Source organism: Pantoea phytobeneficialis, assembly GCF_009728735.1.
Classification (GTDB): domain Bacteria; phylum Pseudomonadota; class Gammaproteobacteria; order Enterobacterales; family Enterobacteriaceae; genus Pantoea; species Pantoea phytobeneficialis.
In genome coordinates this window covers 510,126-532,958 of record NZ_CP024637.1, presented here as the reverse complement: position 1 = coordinate 532,958, position 22,833 = coordinate 510,126, and the positions used below count along the sequence as shown (strand labels likewise).

Genomic DNA, 22,833 nt, shown 5'->3' with positions numbered 1-22,833 from the left:
TCCTCTGGTGACTGTCGTCATTAATGACGAAATCATGCCGATAACCTGTCGCTTCGACAGTTTTCGACACCCTCAACCTCTTTACGCCACGGCGGCTTGTTGTAGCCGTTCCATCGACACCGGGGTGTTTTCATGGACCGCCAGATAGAGGCTGTCGTAAATCGGCTGAATCAGTTCCAGATAGTGGGTAAGTACTTTCTCGCGATCGCGATTGCTGAAGGCATTGTCGATGCAACCGTCATTGTCGATATTGGCATGACCAATCAATATCTTATCGCTGTCATCCGGCAGTGCGAGAAAGTACTCGATACGGTGATTGTTAAAGCCTTCGCCTGGCTGAATATGAATGACGAAGTGTTCAAATAAGAAGAAGCGCAAGTCATCCCCCGGTGTGCAGGCGATGGTGTGGTGCAGTTTGGCTTTTGACAGGGTTATCCCCTGAACTAAGGCGTTGCCGTATTGTTTCCACTGTGCCTGCAAGCGTTGATGCTTATCAGCGATGTAGGCTGCTTTGTCACTCAGTTCCCTAATATCCATTATTAAATCACTCTGTTTGTGCGGATATTCCCCTAAGGCACATTTCGTGCCATGTTTTTAACGTATTGAATTTTATGGTTAATCTATAAATCACCGTTGCAAAAAAACCGTCAGTGACATGTCATTTCGTCATCTTTGACATCGACACGCCGCCGCGCTGGCACCGTCTTTGCATTAGCAGCCCTCAGTGAACCCAGGAGGCAGCATGCACGAAATTACCCTCTGTCAACGCGCAGTCGAACTGATCGATAACCACGCACGACAACATGGCGCACGCCGTGTCACTGCGGTCTGGCTGGAGGTCGGGGCGTTTTCTTGCGTGGAGACCAGCGCGATGCAGTTCTGCTTTGAACTGACGTGCCGGGGCACCCTGGCTGAAGGGTGTGAACTTCATCTTCATCAGCAGGAGGCGGAGTGCTGGTGTCACGATTGCCAGCAGTACATCACGCTGCTTACGCAGCGCGTCAGACGGTGCCCGCAATGTGGCGGTCATCAACTGCGCATCGTGGCGGATGATGGCGTGCAAATTAAGCGGCTGGAAATCGATCAGGAGATCAATCATGTGTAGTACCTGTGGTTGCGGTGAAGGCAACCTGTATATCGAAGGCGATGAGCGTAACCCGCATTCGGCGTTTCGCAGCGCCCCGTTTGCCCCGGCACCACGTCGGGTGCCGCGGATTTCTGGCATAAACCTCAGTGAGCATGGCGATCTGCATTATGGGCACGGCGTGGCCGAAGCCCATGCACCGGGTATCAGCCAGCGTAAGATGCTGGAGCTGGAGCTTGATGTGCTGGATAAAAATAATCAGCTGGCGCAGGCGAATCGCGCCGCTTTTACTGCGCAGCGTCAACTGGTGCTGAACCTGGTGTCCAGCCCTGGCTCCGGTAAAACCACCCTGCTGACCGAAACCCTGAAACGGTTACAGGGCAAGGTGCCCTGCGCGGTGATCGAGGGAGATCAGCAGACGGTAAATGATGCCGCACGCATCCGCGCCACGGGCACACCAGCGATTCAGGTGAATACCGGCAAAGGTTGCCATCTGGATGCGCAAATGGTTCAGACGGCGATGCAGCGTCTGCCGCTGGCAGACAACGGGGTGCTGTTTATTGAAAACGTCGGCAACCTGGTGTGTCCGGCGAGTTTTGATTTGGGTGAACGCCACAAAGTTGCGCTGCTCTCGGTGACGGAAGGTGAGGATAAGCCACTAAAATATAAGTATATGTTTTCTGCGGCTTCGCTGATGTTGCTTAACAAAATTGACTTGTTGCCGTATCTGCAATTCGATGTCGACCGTTGTCTGGCCTATGCCCGCGAGGTCAACCCGGATATCCAGATCATGCTGGTTTCCGCCACCAGCGGCGCAGGCATGGAAGCGTGGATTAACTGGCTGGAGAGCGAGCGATGTGCATAGGCATTCCGGGCCAGATTGTTGAGCGCCAGGGTAATGACGCGAAAGTGGATGTGTGTGGCGTGCAGCGCGATGTCAATTTAACGCTGGTGGGTGATGCGGCGGTGGGCCAGTGGGTGTTGGTGCACGTTGGCTTTGCCATGAGCATCATTGATGAAGCGGAGGCGCGTGACACCCTCGATGCGCTGCAAAACATGTTCGACATGGAACCTGATGTCGGGGCCTTGCTGTACGGCGAGGAGCGTGGCTGATGCGTTATGTTGATGAATATCGCGATCCCACCCGCGTGATGCAGCTGATTGAAACCCTGAATAAGCGGGCGCCATTGCTGGATTACGATGCACAGCATCCGTTGCAGATTATGGAGGTGTGCGGGGGACATACCCACGCCATCTTCCGTTTTGGCCTCGATCAGTTGCTGCCTGATAACATCGATTTTATCCACGGTCCGGGCTGTCCGGTATGCGTGTTACCGATGGGGCGCATTGATAGCTGCATTGAAATTGCCCGCCATCCTGAAGTGATTTTCTGTACCTTCGGCGACGCCATACGCGTGCCGGGCAGACAGGGTTCGCTAATGCAGGCCAAAGCGCAGGGGGCGGATGTACGGGTGGTGTATTCACCGATGGATGCCCTGACGCTGGCGCGTCTGAATCCACACCGTAAGGTGGTGTTTTTCGCTCTCGGCTTTGAAACCACCATGCCCGCCACGGCCATTACGCTGCAACAGGCCAAAGCGCAACAGGTCACCAATTTCTTCTTCTTTTGCCAGCACATTACGCTTATCCCCACCCTGCGCAGCCTGCTGTCGCAGCCGGATAACCGCATCGACGCCTTCCTGGCACCGGGTCATGTCAGCATGGTGATCGGCACTGCCGCCTATGAGTTTATCCCCCGGCATTTCCGGCGGCCACTGGTGGTGGCGGGTTTCGAGCCGATGGATTTATTGCAGGGCGTGTTGATGTTGGTGGAGCAAAAAATCAAGCAGCAAAGCCGGGTGGAGAATCAATACAAACGTGTGGTGCCGGATGAGGGAAACCTGCTGGCGCAGCAAGCCATGCGCGAGGTTTTTTGCCTCCGAGGGGCGTCTGAATGGCGCGGATTGGGGGTGATTGCGGAATCCGGTGTTCAGTTGACGGAGGCGTATCAATCCTATGATGCGGAGGTCAGATTCCGGCCACAGCAGCAGCAGGTGAGTGACGACCCGCGCGCACGTTGTGGCGATGTGCTCACCGGGCGTTGTAAACCGCATCAATGTCCGATGTTCGGCAAGGGCTGCAATCCACAAAACGCCTTTGGTGCGCTGATGGTCTCCTCGGAAGGGGCCTGCGCGGCCTGGTATCAGTACAGAAGTCAGGAAGTGAATGATGAAATCAATTGAATTAGCACATGGCAGTGGCGGCAGAATGATGCAGCAACTGATCGCCGATCTGTTTCTCCAGGCTTTTGACAATCCCTGGCTGGCGGAGCAGGAAGATCAGGCGCGGTTGGGGTTAAGCGAGCTGACCGGTAAAGGGGATCGGCTGGCATTTTCCACCGACAGCTACGTTATCGATCCGCTTTTTTTCCCTGGCGGGGATATCGGCAAGTTGGCGGTGTGCGGCACGGTCAACGATATTGCCGTCAGTGGCGCGCAGCCGCGCTGGCTTTCCTGTGGTTTTATCCTTGAAGAGGGGCTGCCGTTAGTGACGCTGGAACGGGTGGTGACCAGCATGGCGCAGACGGCCAGAGACGCGGGGGTCAGCATCGTTACCGGCGACACCAAAGTGGTGCCGCGTGGCGCGGTCGATAAGCTATTCATCAATACCGCCGGTCTTGGCGCGATTCCTGCCGGATTAAGCTGGGGCGCAGCACAGATTGACGTTGGCGATGTGTTGATCGTCAGTGGCACCCTGGGTGACCACGGAGCCACGATCCTCAATTTGCGTGAACAGCTGGGGCTGGATGGGGATTTGGCAAGTGATTGCGCGCCACTGTGCACGTTGATTGCGCCGTTGGTCGGCATCAGCGGCGTGAAGGCGTTACGTGATGCCACGCGCGGTGGCGTCAATGCGGTACTGCATGAGTTCGCCGCTGCCAGCCACTGCGGGATGGAAATCCACGAAAGTCAGCTACCGCTCTCCCCGGCGGTGCGAGGTGTTTGCGAATTGTTAGGTCTGGATGCGCTGAATTTTGCCAATGAAGGAAAACTGCTGATAGCAGCTTCAGCCGAAGCGGCACCGGCAGTCGTCGCTGCATTGCAGCGCCATCCTTTGGGTGAGCGTGCCGCAATTATCGGCATCGTGACTGAAAAGCCCGGCGTCAGAATGAACGGACTTTATGGCGTCAGACGTACCCTGGAACTCCCGCATGCAGAACCCTTGCCACGAATTTGTTGATCTATGCCTGGTCTCCCCGAAAGAAAACCACATAAACTTTAATTCTCATCAATATTGGACGATGGACTCACCTCCATATTTAGCGGGAGGTCTTTCAATGGACGACATACATGGCATATACCCCGATGAGCGATATCGGGCAGCAGGGATTGTTTGATATCACCCAGACCCTGCTGCAACAGCCCGATTTTAGTGCGCTTGCTGATTGCCTGACCCGTTTGGTTAAACAAGGGGCATTGGCGGACCGCGTGAATGTGTTGCTTTATCATCCGCAACACCGGCAAGTCAGTTTTTATGGCAGAGATAAGACGCTCACGCCGGATCAGCAGAGCTTACTGGCGACGGGACCGATGCAACGCATCCTTTCCCGTCCTGAAGCGCTGATTTGTCCCTGGCGTGAGTTTGAGGCGGCCTGGCCCCAAGTAGCTAGCCTGCCGCTTTATACACCTTTTGGGCGCTACTGCCTGCTACCGCTGGTTTCCAGTGGCGAGATCTACGGTGGCTGTGAGTTTATTCGCGACAGCAACAAGGGCTGGAGCGAGAAAGAGCTGGAACGTCTGCATACCCTGACGCAGGTGGTGGGGTTGTGCGCCCAGCAGATTCGCAGCACCCAGGATATCGATCACCATTGCCAGGTGCTGAGTCGTGAGCGGGATGACTTTCGCATTTTGGTGGCGGTGACCAATGCAGTGCTGTCGAAACTGGATCTTGACGAGGTGATGCAGGAAACCGCGCGTGAAATCCATCACCACTTTGCCATTGATTCCATCAGCATCGTGGTGCGCAGCAGCCGTAAAGCGTGGCTCACTATTTATTCCACCCATTTTGTCGATGAAGCGTCACCTATTCATGATCTGAGTGAAGTGCCTGAAGCGGGTACGCTCTCCGAACAGGTGTTTGCCAGTGGTGAAATGTTGTTGCTGAACCTTTACCCGCAGCAACAAGCGGCTTCCTACGAGCGCAGGTTGTTGGAGCTTTGGGATAATCAGGCTCAGACGTTGTGCCTGATGCCGCTGAAATTTGGTGACAATATGTTGGGGGTGATGAAGCTGGCGCAATGCGGTGAACGGGGCTTTAGCGCCGCCAACCTTGAGTTGTTGCATCAAATCGCTGAACGCATTGCGATTGCGCTCGATAATGCGCTGGCATGGCAGGAAATCAATCGACTAAAGGAGAGCCTGACGGATAAAGGTTCGTGGGCCACGGAGTCGATCAATGCCGGGAACCCTGATGTTGGTGAAATTATTGGCCGCAGCGAAGTGATGATGGATGTGCTGAAACAGGTCGAGATTGTGGCAGCCAGCGACAGCACGGTGTTGATCCTTGGCGAAACCGGCACCGGAAAGGAGTTGATTGCGCGCGCCATTCACAACCAAAGCCAACGCAATCGTCGGCGAATGGTAAAAATGAATTGCGCCGCGATGCCTGCCGGGCTGCTGGAAAGCGATTTGTTTGGTCACGAACGGGGGGCCTTTACCGGGGCCAATACCCAGCGAATTGGTCGCTTTGAACTGGCGGATAAAAGCTCGTTATTCCTTGATGAAGTGGGGGATATGCCGCTGGAGTTGCAGCCGAAACTGCTGCGCGTGTTACAGGAAAAGGAGTTTGAACGCCTTGGCAGCAACAAACTGCAAACGGTCGATGTGCGACTGATTGCGGCGACTAACCGTGACCTGAAGCAAATGGTGGCTGACCGTGAATTTCGTAACGACCTTTACTATCGGTTGAACGTTTTTCCCATCCGATTACCGCCATTGCGTGAGCGACCGGAAGATATCCCGCTGCTGGTGAAATCGCTCACTTTCAAAATCGCTCACCGCCTGAATCGTAATATTGACAGCATTCCCGCGGAAACCCTGAGTATGCTGCGACGCATGGAGTGGCCGGGAAATGTGCGAGAACTGGAGAATGTGATTGAAAGGGCGGTGCTGATGACGCGCGGCAATGTGCTGCATCTGTCGCTGCCGGAAATGCTGGACACTCCGACCGCCAAAAAAATCGCCGCGCCCGTCACCGAGCCACGCGAAGGAGAGGATGAATATCAGCTGATTATGCGGGTGCTGCGTGAAACGAACGGTGTGGTGGCCGGACCGCGTGGTGCAGCCCAGCGTCTGGGCATCAAGCGAACCACCTTACTTTCGCGGATGAAGCGTTTGGGGATTAACAAAGTGGAGTCGTAACCCGCTCGTCGCGTCGCGGTGCCGGAAACCGCGCCGCAACGGGCCGAACGCAACCGTAGCGGCGCAATTTATTGCGCGATGCTGTGCACGATGTGGGCAAACCCGCGCGATAAATCGCGCCGCTACGATGCCACCTCAACAATGTATTGAATCAGCGCTTCAGCCGCCGGAGCATGAAGTGCGCCCTGGCGCAGGGTTAAGCCAATCTCACGGCGGGTGTCCGGTAAGGCAAACCTCAACGGCTGCAAAATTCCGGCTTGCAGTTCGTACTCCAGTTGGTGCGAGGAAACGGCGGCTATCATATCGGAATTTAGCAGCAGACCGCGCACAATCGCCAGATCGCCGCTTTCCACCACCGGGGTGGGGGCGGCCATTCCCAACGTCGCGAAAGCCGCGTCCAGCAAGTGACGGGAAGGGGTGTTATCGCGCGGCAATATCCACTGCGCATCAGCCAAATCGTTGGCCGTCAGGGTGCGTCCCGCCAGAGGGTGCTGGGGCCTTACCAGCAACACCAGCGATTCAGCAAACAACACCTGATTGTGGATATCCAACACCTGCTCGTCCTGACGTAATGCCCCAAGAATGAAATCAATATCCCCGGCGCGCAGCTCGGTAATTAAGGCGTCGAAGGCGCTTTCATTGGTCACCACTTTAATGCCCGGATGCGCCGCCACCAGCCGGGTTATCGCCAGCGGCAGCAGGGTGCTGCGGCACAGCGGCAGCGCGCCAACATGCACCGTGCCACGCAAAATCCCGGTTGCAGCGGCGAGATCTTCCGGGATATGACGGATTTCATTCAGCGCGCGACTGATAAAGGGGGCCATCTCGCGCGCCGCGGTAGAAGGCATCATCCCTTTTGGCGTACGTTGAAACAGCGTCAGCCCGGCACCCTTTTCCAGCACCTTAAGGGCGGCGCTCACCGCTGGTTGGCTGATGTTGAGAGAGTTAGCCACGCTTTGCGTATGGTGCAGGCGATACAGCCGGAGAAACACCTGAAGGCGTCGCACATTAAATAACCAAATCGGTTCTGCCTCTTCCCGCTGGTGGTCACGCTGTTTCAGCCGTGCCAGCGCCGCGGGAATGTGCTGCAATTCGTTGATCGCGCGCTGGGCACGCGGCAACACGCATTTTCCCATTTCGGTCAGCAGCATGCCGCTGGCATGACGTTCAAACAACGGCATCGCTAAAGTGTGTTCAAGATCACGAATAGAACGGGTGATCGCCGACTGGGTTCGAAATAATTTCTCCGCAGCTTCTGACACTGTACCGCGTTCTGCAATCATACAAAAAGCACGTAGTTGCATGATTTTAATATCATTATCTTGCTGCGTCATTTTCGGTTCAGCCTCACGTCCTGCGGCGATCAAAATCACAACATAAATAAAAATCATAGCTCGCGCAATGAAAGGCATTATTCGCGCGGATGGCTGCATGTCAGGATGAAAAAAAACGCAACAGCAGGAATACAAGATGGAAAACACCGCTAAAAAAAGTGCCCTCGTCGTCAGTGCTCACTCCGCCGATTTCGTCTGGCGCGCAGGTGGCGCAATCGCGCTGCACGCTGAACGTGGCTATGACGTCCATGTGGTTTGTCTTTCGTTTGGCGAACGGGGTGAATCCGCCAAACTGTGGCGTAAAGGCAATATGACGGAGGAGATCGTCAAAGCGAACCGTCGCAGCGAAGCGCAGTCAGCCGCAGACATCCTCGGTGCCTCGATTGAGTTTTTTGATCTTGGTGATTACCCGCTGCGTGCCGATAAAGAGACGCTTTTCCGTCTGGCTGATGTGTTCCGCAAGATTCAGCCGCACTTTGTCCTGACCCATTCTGTGGCTGATCCCTATAACTATGACCACCCGCTGGCGGCCAATCTGACCCAGGAAGCACGCATCATTGCCCAGGCGGAGGGTTACCGTCCGGGAGAACCGATTATTGGCGCCCCGCCGGTTTACTGTTTTGAACCGCATCAGCCCGAGCAGTGCCACTGGAAACCGGACGTGCTGCTGGACATCACCTCGGTGTGGGAAAAGAAATACGCCGCGATTCAATGCATGGCCGGTCAGGAGCATCTGTGGGAGTACTACACCCGCGTGGCGCTGCAACGTGGCGTGCAGGCAAAACGTAATGTCGGTATCGCTTCCTCACGCTTACTCAGCCACGGTGAGGGTTATCAAAGCCTGTTCCCGCGCGTGACGGAGGATCTGGCATGAGTGATGTCAACCAGAAAGGTGTGGTGGTACGGCATATCGAGCGTGCCGATGCGGCGTTGATCGCGCAATTCGCGCGCTTCGGCGTGGCGACGGTACATGAAGCGCAGCAGCGTCAGGGCTTGCTGGACAGGCGCATTCGTCCGGTGCAGCAGGGCACCACCATAGCGGGCAGCGCGGTGACGGTGCTGGTATCGCCGGGGGATAACTGGATGTTCCACGTTGCGGTGGAACAATGCCAGCCCGGTGACGTGTTGCTGGTGGCTCCCACCTCAGATTGCTATGACGGCTTCTTTGGCGATCTGCTGGCGACCTCGTTGCAGGCGCGAGGCGTGGTCGCACTGGTGGGGGATATCGGCATCCGCGATAGCCAAACCTTGCGTGAAATGGCATTCCCGGTCTGGTCACGCGCGGTTTACGCGCAGGGCACAGTCAAGGAGACGCTGGGTTCGGTCAATGTGCCGGTGATCTGTGCCGGTCAGTTAGTCCATCCTGGCGATGTAGTGGTAGCTGACGATGACGGTGTGGTGATTGTTCCCCGTGCCGACATTCCGACCGTTGCGCAGGCGGCGGCGCAGCGCATTGAGGTGGAGGAGAGCAAACGGCAGCGGCTGGCCGCAGGTGAGCTGGGACTGGATATCTATCAGATGCGACAAAAACTGGCGGCGAAGGGACTGCGCTATGTCGAAACGCTGGCTGAACTGAAGAATAGCTAACTATGAAACAGACGCTGATCCCCTGTGTGTTAATGCGTGGCGGCACCTCGAAAGCCGCCTGTTTTCTGGCGCAGGATTTGCCAACCGACCCGGCGTTGCGCGATCGGGTGCTGCTGGCGGTGATGGGCTCGCCTGATGCACGTCAGATCGACGGGATCGGCGGTGCCGATCCCCTGACCAGCAAGGTCGCGATCATTTCGCCGTCAACCCGTGCAGATGCCGATGTGGATTACCTGTTCGCCCAGGTGAATGTCGATAAAGCGCTGGTTGATTACGGGCAGAACTGCGGCAACATTCTGGCGGCGGTGGCCCCGTTTGCTATCGAGAAAGGCGTGGTGGCGGTCCAGGGGGCGCTAACGCGGGTGCGCATTTTTATGGTCAATACCGGGCAGATCGCCGAAGCGCAACTCTCCACGCCGGATGGCGCGGTGGAGTATGAAGGCGATGTTCAGATTGATGGCGTTCCGGGTTATGCGGCGCAACAGGTGCTGAATTTTACCGATATCGCCGGTTCGAGTTGTGGCGCACTGCTGCCCACCGGCCAGGCGCAGGATCACTTTGCCGGTGTCGCCGTGACCTGTATCGATAACGGTATGCCGGTGGTGCTGGTACGTGCTGCCGATCTCGGGCGTACCGGGCGTGAAAGCCGTGAACAACTGGATAATGATGACGAACTCAAAGCGCGGCTGGAGTCGATCCGTCTACAGGCCGGACCGCGGATGAATCTGGGCGATGTTGCTGCGCGTACCGTGCCAAAAATGACGCTGATAGCCGAACCGAATCACGGTGGCTGTGTATCGACGCGCACCTTTATTCCGCATCGTTGCCACGCCTCCATCGGGGTGCTGGGCGCAGTGAGCGTGGCAACGGCTTGTCTGATCCCGGGGTCGGTTGCGCAGGGCATTGCGCGGCTGGAGGCGGGCCGTGAACAACGGCTGGCGGTGGAACACCCGAGTGGCGAATTCAGCGTGATGTTGCAGCGTGATGAAGCCGGCAACGTTATCCGCAGCGGTTTGATTCGCACCGCCCGACTGCTGTTTATCGGTGCGGTAGCGGTACCGGGTTCACTCTGGCAGGGGAAGGTCAATGACTAACATCGCGATTATCGGCTTTGGTGAGGCCGGACGGATCTATGCGCAGGACCTGGCAAGCCTGGGCGCACAGGTGAAGGTGTGGGACAAAAAGTTTCTTAATGCGGAAGGTGATGCGCTGAAGGCGCAGGCCGAACAGGTTGGTGTACAGCCTGCGGGCAACCTTGCGCTGGCGCTGACAGGGGCGGAGCTGGTGCTGTCGCTGGTGACCGCCGGTAACGCGTTTGCGGTCGCCGAACAGGCTGCCGCGCTGTTACGCGAGGGGCAAACCCTGTTGGATTTCAACTCCGTAGCACCGGAGACGAAACGCGCGGCGGCGCGTGCCGTGGCTCAGGGGGCGGGGCGTTATATCGATGTGGCGGTGATGGCCCCGGTTCCGCCAAAACGGCTCGCGACGCCACTGCTACTCGGCGGCACGCAGGCGAGGCAGATTGCCGCGCAGTTGAGTGAACTCGGATGTCAGGCGCGCGCCGCCAGCGAAGAGGTCGGTGCGGTTTCTGCCATCAAGATGTGTCGCAGCGTGATGATTAAAGGGTTGGAAGCGTTAACCACCGAGTGCCTCGGCGCAGCGCAACGTTATGGCGTGGAAGACGCGGTGCTGGAATCGCTGCATGCCAGTTTCCCGTCGCTGGGATGGCAGGCCGAGCTGCCAGATTATCTGATCAGTCGGGTGGCAGAACACGGCGTGCGCCGTGCCGAAGAGATGCAGGAAGTGGTGAAAACGCTTCAGGATGTCGGGCTGGCGGGCACCCTCAGTCAGGCTATCCGTCATGTGCAGGCCGATTTACCGGCCCAGCTTAGCGCCCATCATCTGCGTTACCTGGATGTGGTGCCGTTTAGCTGGCGTGCGGTGCTGACGAAACTGGCGGAAAAACCGTAAAAAAATACGCGTGATAAATCACGCCGCTACGGGCGGTAGCGGCGCGATTTATTGCGCTAGGGGTTTTCGAGCACGTCAGCGCTGCCGCCGACGCGTAAAAACACCGGGATGGCGCTGAGCGGGGCGGCAACGGTGATACGCTGTCCCCCCTGGTAACGCTCGCCATTGCGCGCAATCCACTGATCGCCCGCCGGTAACCAGAGGTCGCGTTCGCGCTGTCCAGCGTGCAGCACCGGGGCCACCAACAGATCGCGGCCCAGCAGATACTGATCTTCCACCTGCCAACTCTCGGCTTGCTCAGGATAGTGATAAAACAGCGGGCGCATCACCGGATCGCCCAGTTCATGGGCTTCGCGCATCAGCCCGTCAATATAGGGGCGCAGCCGTTCACGTTGCAGCAGGCAACTTTTCATCAGGGCGAAATTCTCGTCGCCGTAACTCCACACCTCATTGGGCGAGCCGCTGTTGCACTGTGCAATGCCGTCACGCCAGGCTTCGGTTGGTTCAATCTGCGGTTCGCGGTAGCCGTGCAGCCGCATCACCGGGCAGAACACCGCCCACTGGAACCAGCGAATCAGCAATTCGTGAAACGCCGGATCGTGAATGTTGCCGCCCTGGAAGCCGCCGATATCGGTGGTCCACCACGGAATACCGGCCATCGCCATATTCAGTCCGGCAGTGAACTGATTGCGCAGCGCGTGGAAGGAGGAGTGAACATCACCCGACCAGGCGAGTACGCCGTAACGCTGGCTACCTGCCCAGGCGCAGCGCACCAGGTTGACGATTTCGCTTTCCCCCTGCTGTTGCAACCCCTCATAAAAACCACGCGCAAACAGTTGCGGATAGATATTGCCCACTTCCTGTACCGGACCGAGATGATAGCGATAGTTATCAAAATCGTAGGCGCGGTATTCCGGCTCAGCCTCATCCAGCCAGAAAGTGCGAATCCCGTGATCGTAATAGTTTTGCTTCACTTCCTGCCAGACAAACTCGCGGGCGGCGGGATGGGTAGCATCAAAGAAGGTGGTGTTGCCCATAAAATCCAGGTTCACCGAGACGCCGCGCTCGCTGTTTACCAACAGGCCTTTGGATTTCATCAGACGATAATTTTCACTGCGGCTGTCCACCGTAGGCCAGACCGAAACCATAGTTTCAATCCCCATTGCCTTCAGTTCTGCTACCATCGCCCGTGGATCGGGCCAGTCACGGGCATCAAAACACCAGGTTCCCTGATTCGGCCAATGGAAAAAGTCGATAACGATGACCGAAAGGGGCAATTGACGGCGGCGATACTCACGCGCCACCTCCAGCACTTCCTGCTGGGTACGATAGCGCAGCTTGCATTGCCAGAAACCGGTAGCAAAGCCCGGCATCATGGGTGCGGTGCCGGTGGCACGGCCATACTGGCGCACGATATCCGCCGGGGTATCGCCTGCGGTGATCCAGTAATCCATCTGGTCCGTCACCTCGGCCTGCCAGCGCGTGCCGTTCTTGCCGAAGGTCACTTCACCGATCGCCGGATTGTGCCACAGCAAGCCATAGCCAAGGCTGGAAACCATAAACGGCACGCTGGCCTGCGAATTGCGCTGTGCCAGTTCCAGCGTACACCCTTTCAGATCCAGACAATCCTGCTGGTACTGGCCCATGCCGTAGATTTTCTCTTCTGGCCGCGCTTCAAAGCGCACGCTGAGCTGATACTTCCCGCCGGGAATCGGGCGGAAGGTGCGGGCGTCCAGTTTCAATGCGCTGATGTACTTGTCCTGGCTCTTTTCGGTCGCACCTATGCCGACGGTGCTGCGTTGACGCCAGAACTCTTCCAGCAACAGTTCACCGTGCTGGTTGTAAAAGGCCAACTGACCACGAATATTGACCACGGCGGTGATATTGCCGTTACGAATACGTAGCGATTCAGGCTCGCGCTGGATGTCTGGCTCGCAAGGCGTTGGCGCTAACAAGGCCCAGTCGTTGTCAGTCAGTGCCGCCTGGCAGGTCGCTCGTACCCGCAGGCTATTTGCCCCCCAGGGTTCGATAACCAGGGTCTGACGGTCAAAGGTCCAGATAATACGCTGGGATTCGGCGCGTAATTCGCTCATGACAACTCCTGTGGTTGCAGCACGGTGGGGCCGGTTGTGGCGGGCTGTGCTGCCAGTTTGTTTTGATTGATGGTTCGCATGGTGGCGTCGTTAAGTTTGTAACCGCGCATCGCCAGCGCGCTGAACAGTGCCAGCACGCCAGGGATGACTGAAAATAGCGCGACGATGGCCATCATTGCGCTGGGTTGCTGATGTGCGGCCTGGGCAACATAACCGCTCAGGCCGAGAGTCCAGCCGACGATCGCCCCGCTGATTGCCATCCCCATTTTCAACACCGCCAGCAGCGTCGAGAACACGGTGCCGTCGAGGCGCTTGCCCTGACGATATTCACCGTAATCAACCACATCCGACATCATTACCCACATCAGCGTGGTAGTGACCTGATAGAAACTGGAGACGATAAAGGTCATGCCCACCAGCAGCACAAGGTTGCCGGGCAGAAACACGATGCTGATGCTTAACACGCCGGTGACGATGGCGCTGAGGGTAAAGGCGGTGATTTTGCTTACGTTGCGCGTCAACAGTTTTGCCAGCACGCTACCAACGCTTTTGCCGACAATGTGTGCCGCCAGTAGCCACATAAACAGGCTGGCGTTACCGAGAAAATAGGTGACGTAGTACATCATGGCACCGAGACGCACGACGCCGAATGAGATGTTGCAGAACACCAGCAGCGCCACAATGCGCCACTGATCGTTACGTAACAAATCACGCAGGTCAGCAAGAAAGTGGCCGTGGCTGGCGGGCGCGTTGACGCGCTCACGGGTATTCAGAAAGCAGATAAAAAACATCAGGGTTGCCAGCGTTGCCATAATCGACATGGCGGCGAAATAGCCCTCCAGTTTGTTACCACCGCCGAGCCAGGTGGCTAACGGGATCATCAAAAAGGTGGACATCGCGCCGCCGAGAGTGGCGAGGAAAAAGCGCCACGATTGTAATGAGATACGTTGGGTGTCGTCGGTGGTGATAATCGCCCCCATCGAGCAATAAGGAATATTGATGGCGGTATACATCAACATCATCAGGCTGTAGGTCGCCGCGGCGTAAATCATTTTTCCCGTCAGCGACAGGCTTTCCGGCACGGCGTAAATCAACATGCAGCTCACACCAAACGGCACCGCCAGCATCAGCAGCCACGGACGAAATCGTCCCCAACGTGAACGGGTGCGATCCGCCACCATGCCCATAGCGGGATCGATCACCGCATCGGCGACACGCGCCAGTAAAAACAGCGTGCCAACAAACACCGCCGGTAGCCCCACCACATCGGTGTAATAAAACGTGAGAAAAATAATGACGTTATCAATCGCGATATGGCTGGCCATATCGCCCAGTCCGTAACTGATTTTTTCTTTTATCGTTAAGCTTGTTTGCATAAAGAGTCCCGCCTGTCTTTATATCGCTAAGGGTCAATCGACGGTTAGTTATAGGAAGCGGGCCGGGATGAGACAATTGCGGGATCTGTTTCAGGTTTTATGTTTTTTACTTTATGTGATACGGGTAACAAGAATAACAACAAAAAATTAACATGGCAGGCAAAGTGCAACGGGCTACCATTAATCAACGGGTTAGAATTGATCGTCCGGTATTATCGTTTAGCTCAGACCGTTGTGGCGCGATAAAGCGCGCCGCTACAAATGGAGTGCTAACACGCTATCGCGGAGAAAACGATGAGCAAGCCACTTTCAGCCGCTCTGCGGCACCGTCTGCCTTTCGCATTGCGCGCGGGGCTATGCTGCGGTTTGCCAGTGGTGCTGGGTTATTACGCCGGACATCTTCAGGCGGGCCTGCTGGCGACCATCGGGGGATTTACGGCGTTGTACGGCGATGGCCTCCCCTGGGGCAGACGCGCGCGTCTGCTGGCGATCATTGCGGTGGCGTTGGCGGTTATCGTCACCCTGGGGATTCTCGTCGCGCCTTATCCGTGGCTCGGTGTGGTGACCGTGACCGGTATTGCCTCTCTTGCGACCTTGATCTGCAACCGACAACAGATTGGCCCGCCGGGTGCCTATATGTTTGCTCTGGCCTGTGCCAGCGGCACTGGCATGCCAGACAGTAGCGTCGATCCCGGGTTGAGTGGCTTGTGGGTGCTGTGTGGTGGTGCAATCTCGTGGCTGGCGCATATGCTGGGTTGCCTGTTAGAACGGGCCGAAGCCGACAACAGCCCGGCTGCGGATAAGGTAATCAAAGAAAACGCCAGACGTACCGCGGCACGGGTCGCCTTTGGCACGCTGGTGGCCGGGTCGATCGGCATCATCCTCGGGCTGGAACATGCGTACTGGGGAATGGCGGCGGTGGTGGTGGTGCTTAACCAGCCGGATGGTTTACCGGGAACCTCCCGGCGTGCCTTTAACCGGCTTTTGGGTACGCTGGTTGGACTGGTGCTGGCGTGGAGCATTCTGACGCTCAATCCTCAAGGGTTATGGATCGCGTTGACGGTTGGCGTGTTGCAGTTCGCTATCGAGATAGGGGTGGTGCTGCAATACGCCGCCGCCACGGTGTTTATCACCGCCAATGCATTGACGATTGCGGCCGGGGGCCGGGATTTTAGCGAAGTGAGTTCTCTGTTCGCTGCCAGAGCGCTCGACACCCTGATTGGTGTGGTGGTGGCGATTGTGGTTTTCAGATTAAGCATGGCGCCAACCGTCGATACTTCCTCATAATCCAGGCTTCATTGTTTGTGCTGGCATTTTTATATTCTGTCAGTGAAACCGAACGACAAAACCAGGGTCTTATTCCCGATATGGATACAGGCACTGGCCGGGAAGACCAGTGCGATGTGAATGACTCACAGGGAAATGTGCATGACCGTTACCACCAAATCGTGTTTGCTTTTTATTTTGCTGCTCCTTTATTACGTTATTCCGCTCGAATTTCGCCACCTCTGGCAACCTGATGAAACGCGCTATGCCGAGATCAGTCGGGAAATGCTGCAACGTGGCAACTGGATTACCCCTTACTTTTTCGACATTCGCTATTTCGAAAAGCCCATTGCCGGATATTGGTTTAATAACATTGGGCAGTGGTTGTTTGGTCATAGCCGTTTTGGTGTGCGCATTGGTTCGGTGGTTGCCACGTTACTCAGCGCCTTGTTGGTTTACTGGCTGGCAGGGCGCATTTATGCTCAGCGTGCGGTGGCGCTGACCGCGGGCCTTATCTTCCTCACCTTATTGTTGGTATACGGTATTGGCACCTATGCGGTGCTCGATCCAATGCTGTCGTTATGGTTAGTGGCCGCGATGTGCAGCTACTGGTTTGCTGCCGGGGCGGTGAATCACAGACAGCGGCTGCTGGGTTACGTGCTGTTGGGCCTGGCCTGTGGCATGGGCTTTATGGCCAAAGGCTTTCTGGCGCTGGCGGTGCCGGTACTGGCTATCGTTCCCTGGGCTGTCTGGCATCATCGTTGGCGCGAATTGCTGATATTCGGCCCGGTGGCGATTGTCAGTGCCGCGCTGCTCTGTGCACCCTGGGCGTTGGCTATTCATCATCAGCAACCTGATTACTGGCACTACTTCTTCTGGGTGGAGCATATCCAGCGCTTTGCACAATCCAACGCGCAACATCAGGCACCGTTTTGGTTCTACCTGCCTGTTGTTATCGCCGGGTCGCTGCCGTGGCTGGCCCTGCTGCCCGGTGCACTGCGCAGTGGTTGGAAGCAAAGAAAAACGCTGCCAGGTGGCCTCTATTTGTTGTGCTGGATCCTGTTGCCGTTGCTGTTTTTCAGTATTGCGAAAGGCAAGTTGCTCACCTATATCCTGCCTTGTTTTGCGCCACTGGCGATTCTGATGGCGCATCACGGTCACACCCTTGCCAGCAGGGCGAGCCGGATTCTGCGCCTGAACGCCTGGATCAATATCCTGTTTGGTTGCCTCGGACTGTTTGCCCTGGTGGTGGTGCTGGCTCCCTGGGGAATAGGGGGGCAGTCGCTGTTTAAATCGCATGAGATGTTGACGCTAACCCTGGCGCTCGTTGCGTTTGCGGGCTGGGCAGTGGCCGGTTTCGCCAGTCTTAAACGCTGGCAACTGGCGGCGCTTTGCCCGCTGGCGCTGGCGCTGTGCGTAGGCAAAGCGATTCCCGAAAGTGTGCAGAATGCTAACCAACCCGAGGTGTTTGTCAGCAAAATAGCCGAAAAACTCGCGGTCAGCCGTTATATTTTGAGTAACGATCCCGGCATTGCTTCCGCCATCGCCTGGCATTTACAGCGCAACGATATCCATTTCTACGCGAAGAAAAATGAGCTGCTTTACGGGCTGGCGTATCCCGATTCTCAGTCGCGTTTTGTCTCCAGGGCGGATTTCCGTCAGTGGCTTGCCTCACATCAATTACGCGGCCCGGTATCTTTGGTGCTGTTGTTAGAGCGAGGTGGCGATATGCCCGACGATTTGCCCCTGGCTCAACGGGTCTATCGCGAGGGGCGTCTGGTATTCCTGCAATATGACGCCGCACCTTAAGCTTATCCTCATCACCTTTCTGGTAATATGCGCAGGGCTGTCTGGTCAGTGACCGGTAGCCCGTCATTGCAAATGTAGATTGTTAGGGATGGATAACGATGGCCAACGATTTTCCCTTGCTGGATGTGCAAGGCGTTACGTTTTCACAGGAAGGTCGCGAGTTACTGGCGCCCGTTTCACTGCAACTCAACCCCGGTGATTTTTTACTGCTGACCGGTCCTTCAGGCAGTGGGAAAAGCACGTTGCTGAAGATAATTGCATCGCTGCTCGCCCCCAGCAGCGGGCAGATACGCTTGCAAAACCAGGATATCACGCAACTGAAAGCCGAAACGTATCGGCAACAGGTGTCGTACTGCTTCCAGACGCCGGTGCTGTTCGGCAGTACCGTTTATGACAATCTGGCGCTGCCGTGGCAGATTCGGCAACAGAAACCCAACCGTGACGCGTTCATTAACGACCTGGCAAAAGTCAATTTGCCCGCTGACACGCTGGATAAAAAAATCGATCAACTCTCTGGTGGTGAAAAACAGCGGGTGGGTTTGCTGCGTAATTTGCAGTTTCTGCCGCAGGTGTTGCTGCTGGATGAAGTCACCAGCGCCCTCGATGAAGACAATAAAGCACTGATCCATCGACTGATCAGCGAGATGGTGACTGACAAGGGGGTGGCGGTGATCTGGATTAGCCATGACGTTGAGGAAATCCACCAGGCATCACGGGTGCTGAAACTGCACGCACCAGAGAGGAACGACCATGAGTCAGCATAATATCACCAACTCCTCACTGGTTATGGCGCTGGTCCTGGTGCTGATTGCGGTGCTGATTAGCCAGAAAGAGAAGCTGGGGCTGAGTAAAGACATTATCTGGAGTGTGTGCCGCGCCATTGTGCAACTGGTGGTCGTCGGTTATGTATTGAAATCGATTTTTGACGTCAATAATGACGGGTTAACGGTGTTGATGGTGTTATTTATCTGCGTCAATGCGGCGGCGAACGCGCGCAAACGCAGCCGTAATATTGATCATGCCTTTGTGATTTCTTTTGTCGCCATCACCAGCGGTACGGCGCTGACGTTGGTGATTCTGGTGCTGAGCGGCGCCATTGAATTTATGCCAATGCAGGTGATCCCTATTTCCGGGATGATTGCCGGTAATGCTATGGTGGCGGTGGGCTTATGTTACAGCAACCTGAACCAGCGTTTCGCTGACAACCGGCAAAAAATTCTGGAGATGTTGAGCCTTGGTGCCTCGGTAAAACTGGCTTCCGCATCGCTTATCCGCGAGAGCATTCGCGCCGCGATGATCCCGACGGTGGATGCGGCAAAAACGGTAGGACTGGTGAGTTTACCCGGCATGATGTCCGGTTTAATCTTTGCCGGGATCGATCCGGTTAAAGCCATCAAGTACCAGATTATGGTGACCTTTATGTTAATTGGCACCGCCAGTCTTTCTACCATCATCGCGGTCTACCTGGCCTATCGACGCTTTTATAATGACAGGGCGCAGCTCAGATTCTGAACCGATGGTTAGCGGCGCGATTTATTGCGCCGCAGCAAAGGATGCACGACACCAGAAACTATCGACAACACCCATCCCCCCATCTACTCTGTCTCAACCACCTAACCAACAGGGATTAACTCGCCAATATGGTGATTAACTGGGAAAATTTACGCCGGGCAGCGCAGCGTGCGCTGCCGGGATTTGCCTTTGATTATGTTGATGGTGGTGCCGATGACGAGCAAACGCTGCGCCATAATCGTGAGGTCTTCGCCCGTTGGATGTTTAAACCGGCGGTATTGAAGGATGCCAGCAGGCGCAGTCTGCAAACGTCACTCGCCAATGACTCAATGGCGGCACCGTTACTGGTGGCACCAACCGGCTACAATGGCATGTTGCGTTACCAGGCCGATTTAATGCTGGCGCGCGCCGCAGCACAAAATGGGATCGGATATATCCAGAGCACGGTGTCCACTGCCTCGCTGGAAGAGAGCGCTGCGGTGAGTCAGGGACCACGCTGGTTCCAGTTGTATGTGTTGAAAGACCGCCAGGTCACTGCGAGTCTGATTGAACGTGCCCAGACAGCGGGATGTTCCGCGCTGGTGGTGTCCGTGGATGCGGTACATTTCGGTAACCGTGAGCGCGATAAATCACACTACCGGCGACCACTTAAACTCTCCGTCAAAGCCCTGGCCGATGTCGCCAGCCATCCAGGTTGGGTATGGCGCACGTTACGTCCGGCCGGAATGCCGGGGTTTGGTAATCTCAAACCCTATCTTCCTGCGGAATATCAACGTGGTCTGAACGCTGCCACCTATTTTGCCCAACAGATGGATCCCACCCTCAATTGGGAAACCCTGCGCTGGGTGCGCGAGTTATGGTTGGGGCCGTTGTATATCAAAGGCATTATGACCGAACAGGATGCGCTGATTGCCCGACAACTGGGGTTCGACGGCATTGTATTGTCCAATCACGGTGGCCGTCAGCTGGACGGCACCTTCAGCCCGATGCAGGTGTTGGCAGCCATTCGCGCAGCGGTGGGACCAGATTTCTCCATCCTTATCGACAGCGGTTTTCGGCGGGGGACTGATGTGGTGAAAGCGCTGGCGCTGGGTGCCAATGCGGTGTTGCTCGGGCGGCCACTGCTGTATGCCGTGGCGGCGGGAGGTGAAGCGCTGGTGAATGCCACGCTGCAATCGATGATTGCCGAAATAGATCGCACCCTGGCGCAGTTGGGATGCAGTTCCCCCAGGGATCTGCATCCTGGCCTGGTGCATGATATTAATGGCGTAAGCCAGCAGAACTGGCACAATTGATCGGGGTTATCCCTCCGGCATGGCGGACGAGTGGTGGGTGGATATTTTCCATTCGCTACCCGTCCAGGCATAAGTAAAGGTATAACGGGCGGAAACCGCAGGCTTGTCGGCATAAGTGAAGGTATAGGTGCCGGTATCAACCGCTTTGTTACAACCGATGCGAATGGTACGGCTATCAATCTTGCCGCTCGGCTTATTGGCCATAAAATGCGCAAAGTAATCAATACGCTCCGCTTCAGTCAGACGCACCCGGTTTGATACCGTCGGCAGGAGCACCGCATCCTCCAGATACAGGTCGGAAACCTGCTTCGCGTTGCCCGTTTTTAACGCTGCATTCCATTTATCAAATAAAGCTTCGATTTGCTGCTGGTCCACCTTCACGCAACTGGCCGGGGTGGCAGCAAGCGCAGAACCTGAAACCATCAGCAATGCAGCAACGGCGGTAAGTGATTTTTTCATCTGATTCCCTTTCGTTAAGTGATTTCCTCGCCTTCATGGATAGCAAGAATTACCCACCTGACAAATAAGATTTGGCTACCGCCACGGCCATTAACGCATTTTTCAAAGATTGCTGACCGGCACGGTGTCACGGGCGACAGGCGCATCGCGATGTTCAATCGGTTTACGTACCAGCAGCCAGTAACACAACCCGGCCAGGGCCGCGATGACGCCCCCGCTGATAAAGGCCAGCGCGTAAGAACCGGTGACATCGGCAATATAGCCAGTGACCAACGGTGAAAGCGCGCCGGCAAAGAAGCCGCCGAAGTTCTGGATGCCGCATACGGAACCGACAATATCATTGGTCGCGACATCGCCAGGGATCGCCCAGCAGGTACAGGAGACGGCGGAGAGGAAAAACATCGCCACTGTCATCATGCTGAGTGCGCCGATCAGCGAATCACAAAAAGGCACGGCAACGGTGGTTGCGCCGCTGATTAAGGCCGCGACCATAATCACCACTTTTTTCGCCTTGAGTGGTTCGGCCACTTTGCGCTGATCGATCAGCCATTTCACCGCATAACCGCCCAGCGCGGCACCCACAATACCGGCGAGATAAGGAATGCTGGCGTACACCCCCATGCTGCTCAGGGAGAGATGCTGGGTTTTCATCAGATACAGGGGCAGAAAGGTGACAAAGATATTGAACAGCCAAATGTAGCAAAACCAGCCAAGCATCATTCCCCACATCGATTGATAGCGGAACAACTCACGCCATTTCACGCGTTTGCCGCGGGGGATGTTGGAGACGCTGCCACCGCCACCAGCGACAATGTACTGCTTCTCCGCATCACCAAGCCCCTGATGTTGCTCCGGATGGCGATAGAGACAGAAGAAGATCAGGCCAAAAATTACCCCAAGGCTACCCGCCAGATAAAACAGCGCTCCCCAACCAAAATGCAGGCTCATCAACACCAGCAGCGGTGGGGCGAATGCCAGTCCCCACCGTGAGGAAGCATCCCAGATGGAACTTGCCAGCGCCCGTTCTTTGCGCGGAAACCAAATCGAGGTGATTTTGGCGGAGGTCGGCCAGCCGGGGGCTTCGGTCATCCCCAGCAAGGCACGGGCGCCCAGCAGCGCCGGTAGGCTGGTGCATAACCCGGTGATCATAGTCGACAGTCCCCACAAGGAGGCTGCCGAAGCATACACCTTACGGGGACCAAAGCGATCCGCCAGCCAGCCAGCCGGAAACTGGCTAAAGGCAAAAAACAGGGAAAACACCGACCCCATTAACCCAATGTCGGTGTTGGTGAGATGCAGGTCAGCCATCATCGATGGCGCGGCCACCGCCAGGCTGGCGCGATCGAGATAGTTGATAAAACCGCCCAAAAGTAACACAAAAGCAACAAACCAACGTTTCCTGCCCACAACCTGATGCGATGACATAGCGATATCCTGTTGTTGTTAACTGACATGTCAGAATAATAGTCATGGGTCAGGTGAAAGCGGCAAGAGGCAGAGTTTATTGTTTAGATAGCGATCACAAATGGCGGAATTTGCGCGCTATGGCGCTCCTGTATTCAGGAGGATACGCTGATGTTATACTTAATTATAACATGTCAGATTTTCGTGATGGTGTCCACATTTC

The 22,833-nt window shown here is 56.1% G+C and carries 21 protein-coding genes; 15 read left to right on the top strand and 6 right to left on the bottom strand.

The genetic code is table 11. From position 1 onward, the window contains the following. Positions 1-81: 81 nt before the first annotated feature. On the bottom strand, positions 82-537 hold the full coding sequence (gene hycA / locus CTZ24_RS22675; protein WP_208725885.1) for a formate hydrogenlyase regulator HycA: 456 nt from the start codon (positions 535-537) through the stop codon (positions 82-84). A gap of 205 nt (positions 538-742) precedes the next feature. On the opposite strand from hycA, the gene hypA reads away from it, so the two are divergent. From hypA to flhA, 6 genes are all read left to right on the top strand, one after another. After that, entirely contained in the window at positions 743-1,105 is a 363-nt protein-coding gene (gene hypA / locus CTZ24_RS22670) for a hydrogenase maturation nickel metallochaperone HypA (protein ID WP_208725884.1), read from the top strand. Next, complete coding sequence (gene hypB / locus CTZ24_RS22665; RefSeq protein ID WP_208725883.1) at positions 1,098-1,949, top strand: hydrogenase nickel incorporation protein HypB; 852 nt, start codon at positions 1,098-1,100, stop codon at positions 1,947-1,949. Before hypA ends, hypB begins: the two co-directional genes overlap by 8 nt. Beyond that, on the top strand, positions 1,940-2,197 hold the full coding sequence (locus CTZ24_RS22660) for a HypC/HybG/HupF family hydrogenase formation chaperone (RefSeq protein WP_208725882.1): 258 nt from the start codon (positions 1,940-1,942) through the stop codon (positions 2,195-2,197). Before hypB ends, CTZ24_RS22660 begins: the two co-directional genes overlap by 10 nt. After that, positions 2,197-3,327, top strand: coding sequence for a hydrogenase formation protein HypD (gene hypD, locus CTZ24_RS22655; RefSeq protein WP_208725881.1), 1,131 nt, complete (start codon positions 2,197-2,199; stop codon positions 3,325-3,327). Before CTZ24_RS22660 ends, hypD begins: the two co-directional genes overlap by 1 nt. Beyond that, positions 3,314-4,324 (top strand): hydrogenase expression/formation protein HypE, encoded by a 1,011-nt coding sequence (gene hypE, locus CTZ24_RS22650; RefSeq protein ID WP_208726616.1) that lies wholly within the window; start codon positions 3,314-3,316, stop codon positions 4,322-4,324. Before hypD ends, hypE begins: the two co-directional genes overlap by 14 nt. A gap of 110 nt (positions 4,325-4,434) precedes the next feature. Beyond that, a complete protein-coding gene (flhA, locus tag CTZ24_RS22645) occupies positions 4,435-6,504 on the top strand; it encodes a formate hydrogenlyase transcriptional activator FlhA (RefSeq protein ID WP_208725880.1) in 2,070 nt (689 codons plus the stop codon). Between the two features lie 122 nt (positions 6,505-6,626). Here the strand turns inward: flhA and CTZ24_RS22640 are convergent, their stop codons facing one another. Beyond that, positions 6,627-7,838, bottom strand: a complete 1,212-nt coding sequence (locus CTZ24_RS22640; protein WP_208725879.1) for a LysR family transcriptional regulator — start codon at positions 7,836-7,838, stop codon at positions 6,627-6,629. A 136-nt stretch (positions 7,839-7,974) separates the two neighbouring features. On the opposite strand from CTZ24_RS22640, the gene galB reads away from it, so the two are divergent. The 4 genes from galB to CTZ24_RS22620 are packed head-to-tail and all read left to right on the top strand — an operon-like array spanning position 7,975 to position 11,396. Then, positions 7,975-8,712, top strand: a complete 738-nt coding sequence (gene galB, locus CTZ24_RS22635) for a PIG-L deacetylase family protein (protein WP_208725878.1) — start codon at positions 7,975-7,977, stop codon at positions 8,710-8,712. Then, positions 8,709-9,425 (top strand): 4-carboxy-4-hydroxy-2-oxoadipate aldolase/oxaloacetate decarboxylase, encoded by a 717-nt coding sequence (locus tag CTZ24_RS22630; protein WP_208725877.1) that lies wholly within the window; start codon positions 8,709-8,711, stop codon positions 9,423-9,425. The genes galB and CTZ24_RS22630 overlap by 4 nt, the downstream gene beginning before the upstream one ends. A gap of 2 nt (positions 9,426-9,427) precedes the next feature. Next, the gene (locus tag CTZ24_RS22625) at positions 9,428-10,519 is read left to right on the top strand and encodes a 4-oxalomesaconate tautomerase (protein ID WP_208725876.1); all 1,092 of its coding nucleotides are present in this window, start codon (positions 9,428-9,430) and stop codon (positions 10,517-10,519) included. Continuing rightward, the gene (locus tag CTZ24_RS22620; RefSeq protein ID WP_208725875.1) at positions 10,512-11,396 is read left to right on the top strand and encodes an NAD(P)-dependent oxidoreductase; all 885 of its coding nucleotides are present in this window, start codon (positions 10,512-10,514) and stop codon (positions 11,394-11,396) included. The genes CTZ24_RS22625 and CTZ24_RS22620 overlap by 8 nt, the downstream gene beginning before the upstream one ends. Positions 11,397-11,452: 56 nt before the next feature. Here CTZ24_RS22620 and CTZ24_RS22615 read toward each other — a convergent pair whose 3' ends face one another. Continuing rightward, on the bottom strand, positions 11,453-13,489 hold the full coding sequence (locus CTZ24_RS22615; protein WP_208725874.1) for a glycoside hydrolase family 31 protein: 2,037 nt from the start codon (positions 13,487-13,489) through the stop codon (positions 11,453-11,455). Continuing rightward, positions 13,486-14,865, bottom strand: coding sequence for a glycoside-pentoside-hexuronide (GPH):cation symporter (locus CTZ24_RS22610; RefSeq protein WP_208725873.1), 1,380 nt, complete (start codon positions 14,863-14,865; stop codon positions 13,486-13,488). The genes CTZ24_RS22615 and CTZ24_RS22610 overlap by 4 nt, the downstream gene beginning before the upstream one ends. 294 nt (positions 14,866-15,159) lie before the next feature. Between CTZ24_RS22610 and CTZ24_RS22605 the strand changes: the two genes are divergently transcribed. From CTZ24_RS22605 to CTZ24_RS22585, 5 genes are all read left to right on the top strand, one after another. After that, positions 15,160-16,152 carry an FUSC family protein gene (locus CTZ24_RS22605; protein WP_208725872.1) on the top strand — a complete coding sequence of 331 codons (993 nt, stop codon included), beginning with the start codon at positions 15,160-15,162 and terminating at the stop codon, positions 16,150-16,152. A gap of 141 nt (positions 16,153-16,293) precedes the next feature. Continuing rightward, on the top strand, positions 16,294-17,940 hold the full coding sequence (arnT, locus tag CTZ24_RS22600; protein ID WP_208725871.1) for a lipid IV(A) 4-amino-4-deoxy-L-arabinosyltransferase: 1,647 nt from the start codon (positions 16,294-16,296) through the stop codon (positions 17,938-17,940). A 98-nt stretch (positions 17,941-18,038) separates the two neighbouring features. Then, positions 18,039-18,704 carry an iron efflux ABC transporter ATP-binding subunit FetA gene (fetA, locus tag CTZ24_RS22595; RefSeq protein WP_208725870.1) on the top strand — a complete coding sequence of 222 codons (666 nt, stop codon included), beginning with the start codon at positions 18,039-18,041 and terminating at the stop codon, positions 18,702-18,704. Further along, positions 18,691-19,452 carry an iron efflux ABC transporter permease subunit FetB gene (fetB, locus tag CTZ24_RS22590; protein WP_208725868.1) on the top strand — a complete coding sequence of 254 codons (762 nt, stop codon included), beginning with the start codon at positions 18,691-18,693 and terminating at the stop codon, positions 19,450-19,452. The genes fetA and fetB overlap by 14 nt, the downstream gene beginning before the upstream one ends. 128 nt (positions 19,453-19,580) lie before the next feature. Beyond that, entirely contained in the window at positions 19,581-20,747 is a 1,167-nt protein-coding gene (locus CTZ24_RS22585) for an alpha-hydroxy acid oxidase (protein ID WP_208725866.1), read from the top strand. Positions 20,748-20,753: 6 nt separating this feature from the next. Here the strand turns inward: CTZ24_RS22585 and CTZ24_RS22580 are convergent, their stop codons facing one another. Beyond that, a complete protein-coding gene (locus CTZ24_RS22580; protein WP_208725865.1) occupies positions 20,754-21,206 on the bottom strand; it encodes an SgcJ/EcaC family oxidoreductase in 453 nt (150 codons plus the stop codon). 102 nt (positions 21,207-21,308) lie between these two features. Next, positions 21,309-22,631, bottom strand: coding sequence for an MFS transporter (locus CTZ24_RS22575; protein WP_208725861.1), 1,323 nt, complete (start codon positions 22,629-22,631; stop codon positions 21,309-21,311). Positions 22,632-22,833: the final 202 nt, after the last annotated feature.

Excerpts from the sequence above, each read along its gene's own strand:
- hycA (WP_208725885.1), bottom strand. The coding sequence starts at position 537 with ATGGATATTAGGGAACTGAGTGACAAAGCAGCCTACATCGCTGATAAG.
- hypA (WP_208725884.1), top strand. The coding sequence starts at position 743 with ATGCACGAAATTACCCTCTGTCAACGCGCAGTCGAACTGATCGATAAC.
- hypB (WP_208725883.1), top strand. The coding sequence starts at position 1,098 with ATGTGTAGTACCTGTGGTTGCGGTGAAGGCAACCTGTATATCGAAGGC.
- CTZ24_RS22660 (WP_208725882.1), top strand. The coding sequence starts at position 1,940 with ATGTGCATAGGCATTCCGGGCCAGATTGTTGAGCGCCAGGGTAATGAC.
- hypD (WP_208725881.1), top strand. The coding sequence starts at position 2,197 with ATGCGTTATGTTGATGAATATCGCGATCCCACCCGCGTGATGCAGCTG.
- hypE (WP_208726616.1), top strand. The coding sequence starts at position 3,314 with ATGAAATCAATTGAATTAGCACATGGCAGTGGCGGCAGAATGATGCAG.
- flhA (WP_208725880.1), top strand. The coding sequence starts at position 4,435 with ATGGCATATACCCCGATGAGCGATATCGGGCAGCAGGGATTGTTTGAT.
- CTZ24_RS22640 (WP_208725879.1), bottom strand. The coding sequence starts at position 7,838 with ATGACGCAGCAAGATAATGATATTAAAATCATGCAACTACGTGCTTTT.
- galB (WP_208725878.1), top strand. The coding sequence starts at position 7,975 with ATGGAAAACACCGCTAAAAAAAGTGCCCTCGTCGTCAGTGCTCACTCC.
- CTZ24_RS22630 (WP_208725877.1), top strand. The coding sequence starts at position 8,709 with ATGAGTGATGTCAACCAGAAAGGTGTGGTGGTACGGCATATCGAGCGT.
- CTZ24_RS22625 (WP_208725876.1), top strand. The coding sequence starts at position 9,428 with ATGAAACAGACGCTGATCCCCTGTGTGTTAATGCGTGGCGGCACCTCG.
- CTZ24_RS22620 (WP_208725875.1), top strand. The coding sequence starts at position 10,512 with ATGACTAACATCGCGATTATCGGCTTTGGTGAGGCCGGACGGATCTAT.
- CTZ24_RS22615 (WP_208725874.1), bottom strand. The coding sequence starts at position 13,489 with ATGAGCGAATTACGCGCCGAATCCCAGCGTATTATCTGGACCTTTGAC.
- CTZ24_RS22610 (WP_208725873.1), bottom strand. The coding sequence starts at position 14,865 with ATGCAAACAAGCTTAACGATAAAAGAAAAAATCAGTTACGGACTGGGC.
- CTZ24_RS22605 (WP_208725872.1), top strand. The coding sequence starts at position 15,160 with ATGAGCAAGCCACTTTCAGCCGCTCTGCGGCACCGTCTGCCTTTCGCA.
- arnT (WP_208725871.1), top strand. The coding sequence starts at position 16,294 with ATGACCGTTACCACCAAATCGTGTTTGCTTTTTATTTTGCTGCTCCTT.
- fetA (WP_208725870.1), top strand. The coding sequence starts at position 18,039 with ATGGCCAACGATTTTCCCTTGCTGGATGTGCAAGGCGTTACGTTTTCA.
- fetB (WP_208725868.1), top strand. The coding sequence starts at position 18,691 with ATGAGTCAGCATAATATCACCAACTCCTCACTGGTTATGGCGCTGGTC.
- CTZ24_RS22585 (WP_208725866.1), top strand. The coding sequence starts at position 19,581 with ATGGTGATTAACTGGGAAAATTTACGCCGGGCAGCGCAGCGTGCGCTG.
- CTZ24_RS22580 (WP_208725865.1), bottom strand. The coding sequence starts at position 21,206 with ATGAAAAAATCACTTACCGCCGTTGCTGCATTGCTGATGGTTTCAGGT.
- CTZ24_RS22575 (WP_208725861.1), bottom strand. The coding sequence starts at position 22,631 with ATGTCATCGCATCAGGTTGTGGGCAGGAAACGTTGGTTTGTTGCTTTT.